This is a genomic window from Marinitoga arctica (genome assembly GCF_054657315.1).
The window spans coordinates 1-339 of sequence record NZ_BAAHYY010000088.1 but is presented as its reverse complement, the minus strand read 5'-3'; the positions used below and the strand labels follow the sequence as shown (position 1 = coordinate 339).

Sequence of the window (339 nt, the reverse complement as noted above, 5' to 3'; positions counted from 1 at the left end):
TATTAATTTTTTTTCAATGGATTATGAGAAGATGCATTTTTTTAATATAATGTTATCAGATTTTGATGTGAAAAAAGATGAAAAAAGATTGACAAATTCTGAAAATTTCGAAGAAAGAGAATATGATATTTCTCCATTTTTCATAGCAAGAAAAAAAATCATCACAAAATTGTTTAAGAATATAAAAAATTTTAAAGAGTTTATTATACATCATTTTGAACTCAGTGATGAAGAAATGAAAATCTTTGATGTAAGTTTAAGAAATTGTGTTCGATATGACATCAAATGGCCTATTACTCCTTATCCTAAAGGAAAGGTCCGTAATTTTGCCATTAAATA

1 pseudogene is annotated in these 339 nt (G+C 24.2%); it reads left to right on the top strand.

Annotation, left to right across the window (positions count from 1 at the left end):
* Positions 1 to 49: 49 nt before the first annotated feature.
* Positions 50 to 339 (top strand): annotated as a pseudogene (locus tag ACYQ44_RS10490) (hypothetical protein); the annotation flags it as partial.